3 protein-coding genes are annotated in these 5,915 nt (G+C 50.0%); all 3 read right to left on the bottom strand.

What is annotated here, in order from left to right:
- Positions 1–806: condensation domain-containing protein (locus tag BM021_RS14350; protein ID WP_256207950.1), on the bottom strand; the 806-nt coding region annotated here is incomplete at its 3' end.
- Between the two features lie 77 nt (positions 807–883).
- Entirely contained in the window at positions 884–5,476 is a 4,593-nt protein-coding gene (locus BM021_RS14345; protein ID WP_090721678.1) for a type I polyketide synthase, read from the bottom strand.
- The coding region (locus BM021_RS14340; protein WP_143074364.1) for a phosphopantetheine-binding protein at positions 5,476–5,915 on the bottom strand (440 nt) is incomplete at its 5' end. The genes BM021_RS14345 and BM021_RS14340, both read right to left, overlap by 1 nt.

Raw genomic sequence — 5,915 nt, 5'->3', positions numbered from 1 at the left:
GCACGGTAGCTGCCGGAGGATGAGCGCGGGTGATCCACCGGGAATTGCAACGCGGCATGGTCGTCACCCAGTTGCTTGCGCCAGTACGCTAATTGCCGCTCTTTCTCACCGGCTTCCAGCCAGTTGTTCTGCCATGCCGCGTAGTCGGCATATTGAATCGGCAGTTCCGGCAGTACGGGTTCCATTCCCTGTACCCAGGCACGGTAGCACGCGGCGAATTCGTCGATAATGATGCGATTGGACCACGCATCCGAGATGATGTGGTGCATCACAATCACCAGATGGTGTTCCCGCGGCGTAATGCGAATCAGCGCAACCCGCAGCAGCGGCCCTTGTGTCAGATCAAACGGCGTGGTGTTAATCCGAATCGCTTCCGCATGCGCGCGCGGAATACGTTCCTCAATTGGCAAATCGCTCAAGTCGATCATTGTTAGCTTGAATTCGCCCTTCGACGTGATAATCTGCTCCGGCAGTCCGTCCTCAGTCACCCGGAAAATCGTACGCAACGATTCATGCCGCGTTACCAGTGTCTGAAAACTCTGCTGCAAGGCTTGCTGATCCAGCTCTCCCGTCAAACGCAACACACCGCCCAAATGATATGCCGTGCCTTGCGGATTCAACTGCCACAAAAACCAGTGGCGTCGCTGCGCGTACGAGAGCAATACCGGTTCATCAGGCTGCCGGCGCGGAATGCTAGTCTTTTGCCGCATCAAATCATTGCCCGACTGGAGCCGCTGCGCCAACCGTTGACGCTGCTCCGGCGTCAGGCGCGCACGCCTTTGCGCAAGATCATTATTGTCTACCATAAAACCCTCTGATTTAATGCCTATTGATTGATCACGATTATTCGTTTGCGATGCTCACGACTGCTCAAGCTTTACATTTATGAGCATTCAATCTCATCCAATAGCTTCGTCTCAACAATGGCAGCCAAAGCAGCGATCGTTGGCTCTCTGAAAAAGTCGACTGGGTGCAATTCAACGGCAAACCCGGTTCGAACTCTGGATAAAAGCTGTATTCCCAGTAATGAGTCACCACCCAATTCAAATAAATTGTCGTCTATCCCAATTGACTCCATTCCCAGAAGGTTCTGCCAAATCTCCGCAATACTTATTTCCAGCTCGCTTTCGGGTGATTTAAAAATTGTCTGCAATGCAGGCCTCGAAAATCTTTTTATCCTGGTCGAAGTGGTAAACAGTGCAGATGGTGCAATCAGATCGTCCGGCGTCTGGCCTAATCTAGAAGTAAGATCAATGGTTGAAATAATCACCTGAGGAATATTCGGACCGTTTACGATGCGCTCGAATACTTCCACGCCATCCTTTGGTGCAATACCTATACCATCCGGCATGTTCATGCCGGCAGCCATGCCAACATCGCGCCAGCCATCCCAATTAACTGAAATGACCGGAAAACTGGACTCACGATAAGCCGCGTGAGCACTCGCATCCAGATAAGCATTGGCAGCACAGTAATCGATTTTACTGAGACCACCCGCCATCGACGCCAGTGAAGAACACAACAACATAAAATCCAGCGAATTATTGTTGAAAATAGCTTGCAATGCTTGCATTCCCTGTACTTTAGGTGCAAGTACCCGAGCCACTGTTTCCTCTTTTTTGAGTGAAATTAATCCGTCACTCACATCACCGGCGGCATGAATCACGCCATCAATCGTGCCAAACTGATGCCGCGCTTGCATCACTGCTGACTCCAACTCTGCCGAATTGGACACATCTGCAGCCAATGTCAATACTTTGGCACCTAATTCTTCAAGCTGCAGGATGTTTTCCACTTTGCGCCGTAATGGATCGGCTTTATCGGTTGTTGACAGAATTTCAGACCAGCATTCGCGTGCAGGAACCGGCGAGCGACCCAAAAGCACCAGCTTGGCCTGTTGAGTCCGAGCCAGATATTCCGCCAATGTCAAGCCGATGCCGCCCAATCCGCCGGTAATCAAATATACACCCCCTGGTTTGAGGCGATTTTTTACAGACTCATAATGCTGCACCTGCTCGAAAAATTGTATCCAGCGATACGGCCCTCGGTAAGCAATCATGGCAACATCCACCTCGGCTTGCGATTCGGCAAAAATCTGCCTGGCTAATTTTAATCGTGCCGTGCTATTTGATGCGCGTAGTTCAACATCAATCATGCGGCAACTCAAATATGAATATTCCTGTGGAATAACTTTGCACGGCCCATACAGCATGGCCTTTTCCGGGCACAGCACTTCACTGCCGGTCACATCCTGCAATTGATTGGTTACAATTGTAATAACAGCTTTCTGATTCGGGGGAATGAGCGCTTTGTTATTTTCCAGCGACTTGGCAAGATAGAGCAGGCTGTAAAAATTTCTTGCCAGACTTTCCGCCTGAGATCTGGCCTCATCTTCAGCACTTAGACTCCAAAGATGAAAAACATGACAGATCGTTTTACCGTCACTACGGATACCTTGTAGCAGTTGATTAAAATCTTGCGGCTCGCCGGGGCAAACGCTGTAGCTATGCTCGTTTTTGCGTTTAAATGCAGTGCCTGCAGAAACGACGATAGAGTTCACACCCAGTAACAGCAAATGTTCAGTCAGCGCAGTGCTGAGCCCATATTCATCCTTGAAGATCAAATAAGAACCTGTGGTTTCAGGATTAGAATCGTCCAGCCTGATTTCATCAGTACGACGCCAGGAAGGCATATAAAACCAATCCGTTAACGCACAGCTATGAAATTTTTCCACTTCCGCTACATTAGAATTGATTGCAGCACGGTGGGATGCTGCCACATGCCGCTCTTCAGGCTTAATCCAGTAAGATTGACGCTCGAATGGATATGTCGGCAATGAAACACGATGTCGATTTTCATGGGTATAAAAGCCATCCCAGTCGATCGCTATGCCATTCAGCCAAAGCTGTCCAAGACTTAGATACAAATGTTTCTGGGCTAGATGACCTTTACTTGGATGGGGTAATGATGACAACATCAGGTGTTCCGGCTCTGCCAAAGGATGGCGCCGTGCCAGCGTCATTAATGTTTCTCCTGGCCCAACTTCCAGAAGAACCTGCGCAGGGTTACTCAATAACTTGTGTAAACCATCGTTAAATCGCACTGTTCCACGCAAATGCCGTCCCCAGTAATCAGCACTCGTCGCCTCCTGAGCAGTGATCCAATTACCACTCAGATTAGAGAAAAAAGGAATCTTAGGGGGTTTAGGCTTGATTCCGGCAACTACATCAACAAAGACAGGACATATTTCTTTCGTCATGCGCGAATGAAAAGCATGCGACACATGCAGTCGCCTGCACTCAGCGCCTTGTTTCTTCAATTGCTGTTCGATTTGTTCAATCACCTCAATCGGGCCGGATAAAACACACAGCGCAGGCCCATTGACAGCCGCCAGATCACAACCCATGTTCAGATAAGGCGCAAGCTCCGCTTCAGGCAGCATAACTGCCAGCATGGCACCAGTCTCCATCTGCTGCAGCAGGCGCCCGCGCACGGCAACCAGCCGCAAGGCATCTTCCAGGGAAAATACTTGCGCCAGGCAAGCAGCCACATATTCGCCCACACTGTGACCGATCATTGATGTGGGCTTGATGCCCCAAGACATCCACAATTGCGCCAATGCATATTCAATAACGAACAATGCAGGCTGCGTAACTTCTGTTTGTTCCAGTCGCGCCGACGCTGCAGCGCGGTCCGTCTCGCCGGTATCTGGATACAGTATGGCAAACAGGTCAAAATCAAGGTGCGGCTTTAATAATTGCAGACAACGATCGAATTCCTGCCGGAAAACCGGTTCGTGCTGATAAAGATCGCGCGCCATATCGATATATTGCGCGCCTTGTCCTGGAAAGCAGAATGTAACCGGACGATTTTCAGATACTACTTGTTGGGACAAAAAACAACCTTCCTCCCGAGCTTTCAACAATACGGCAGCTTCACTGTGATCGCGGCATAACACAACTGCCCGATGTGAAAAACCCTTTCTGCCCACCTGAAGCGTGTAAGCAATATCAGCTAATGGCTGCGTCGGATGAGTCGCAATATGATCCTGTAAACGCATCACTGCCTTCTCCAATGCGTCAGGGCTGTGTGCTGAAACCATCAGTAACTGCCAATCGCGTGCAGGACCAGATGGTTTGATTGATGGCGCTTCCTCGACAATCATGTGCACATTGGTGCCGCCGATGCCGAAAGAACTGACGCCCGCACGGCGCGGCGTCGCACCATCTGGCCAAGCTTGGCTCACCGTATTCACGTAAAAAGGACTGGAGGAAAAATCGATTTGTGCGTTGGGCTGCTCAAAATTCAGGCTGGGCGGCAGCGTCTGGTGCTTCAACGCAAGTGCTGTTTTGATCAACCCTGCTACCCCTGCAGCCGCATCCAGGTGCCCCACATTCGTCTTAACCGAACCGATGCCACAAAATCCCCGCCTGTCGGTGCTTTCGCGGAAAGCCTGTGTTAACGCCGCAACTTCGATCGGATCGCCCAACGTAGTACCAGTCCCATGTGTCTCAATATAGCTGATAGTATCAGCCGGGATGCCTGCAATCGCCTGGGCTGCCAATATCACATCCGCCTGCCCTGCAACGCTTGGGGCGGTATAGCCTGCTTTAGCCGAACCATCATTATTAATAGCCGAACCCTTAATTACCGCATGAATCGTATCTCCATCTGCCAGCGCATCAACCAGCCGCTTCAATACCACAACGCCCGCACCACTACCTACCACTGTTCCTGCCGCCTTGTCATCAAAAGCACGGCAGTGACCATCTGGTGACAGTATAGCCCCAGGTTCATAGTAATAACCGTTTTCATGTAACAAATTGATCCATACACCGCCAGCAATGGCCATATCAGCTTCATGATTGAGCAAACCTCGGCAAGCCATATGTGTCGCTGTGAGTGAAGTGGAACAAGCCGTTTGTACAGTAATCCCGGGCCCGCGCAAGTTGAGCTTATACGCGACGGTGGTTGTCATGGAATCTTTATTGTTTCCATTCATCAATCCCTGCAATGCAGAAATATCCTGCTTGTCCAACATACGTCCGCTGGGCAGCAAATTCAGCAACAAATAGGTATTCTCGCCACAGCCCGCATATATCCCTATCGGATTCTCATGCGTCGATGAATCGTAGCCAGCATCTTCCAAAGCTTGCCAGGCTATTTCAAGAAAAAGCCGGTGCTGTGGATCTGTTTCTGCCGCTTCGCGTGGCGTATAACCAAAAAAAGAGGCATCAAATAAATCCACATCGTTCAGTTGCGCACTTGCTTTGATGTAATGCGAATCTTTTAACGTCTCAGCAGGTACACCGCGCGCGAGCAACTCCTCATCAGTGAAAAAAGTGATCGATTCCACCCCTTCTTTCACATTACGCCAAAAAGACTCGATATCGTCCGCGCCAGGAAAGCGGCATGCCATGCCGATAATGGCAATATCAAGATCCGCGCCTTCCGGCAATTCTTCAAGGTTATGCATTAATGTGCTCTCTCTATTTTCCGTTTTCGTTGAATAAAAGTGTTGCGCTGACGCTGTGCTCGCTCCCGGTGGTTTTGCAAAGATGCTTGACCTGAATTTCCTTGACTCAGAAATTTCGCCAAGCTTGCAATCGTGGTGTACTTAAACAAATCAATGATGGCAATGTTCACACCGAGATGCTCTCCCATTTTTTGCTTGACCTTAATCAGCAACAGTGAATGTCCTCCCAAATCAAAAAAGTTGTTGTGCAACCCGACTCTCGGCATCCCCAAAACTTCCCTCCAAATCGCAGCCAACGCTTCTTCGACTTCGCCCTGTGGCGCCTCGTATTCATCCACGCTGACAAATTCCGGTTCCGGCAACTGCTTGCGATCCACCTTGCCGTTGGCATTCAACGGCAGATTCTCCAGCACCACAATCGCCGCCGGAATCATGTAAT

This window comes from Nitrosomonas sp. Nm166, from assembly GCF_900112825.1.
GTDB lineage: Bacteria > Pseudomonadota > Gammaproteobacteria > Burkholderiales > Nitrosomonadaceae > Nitrosomonas.
Note: the sequence above shows the minus strand (reverse complement) of the source record. Positions and strands in the feature narration are given on the sequence as shown.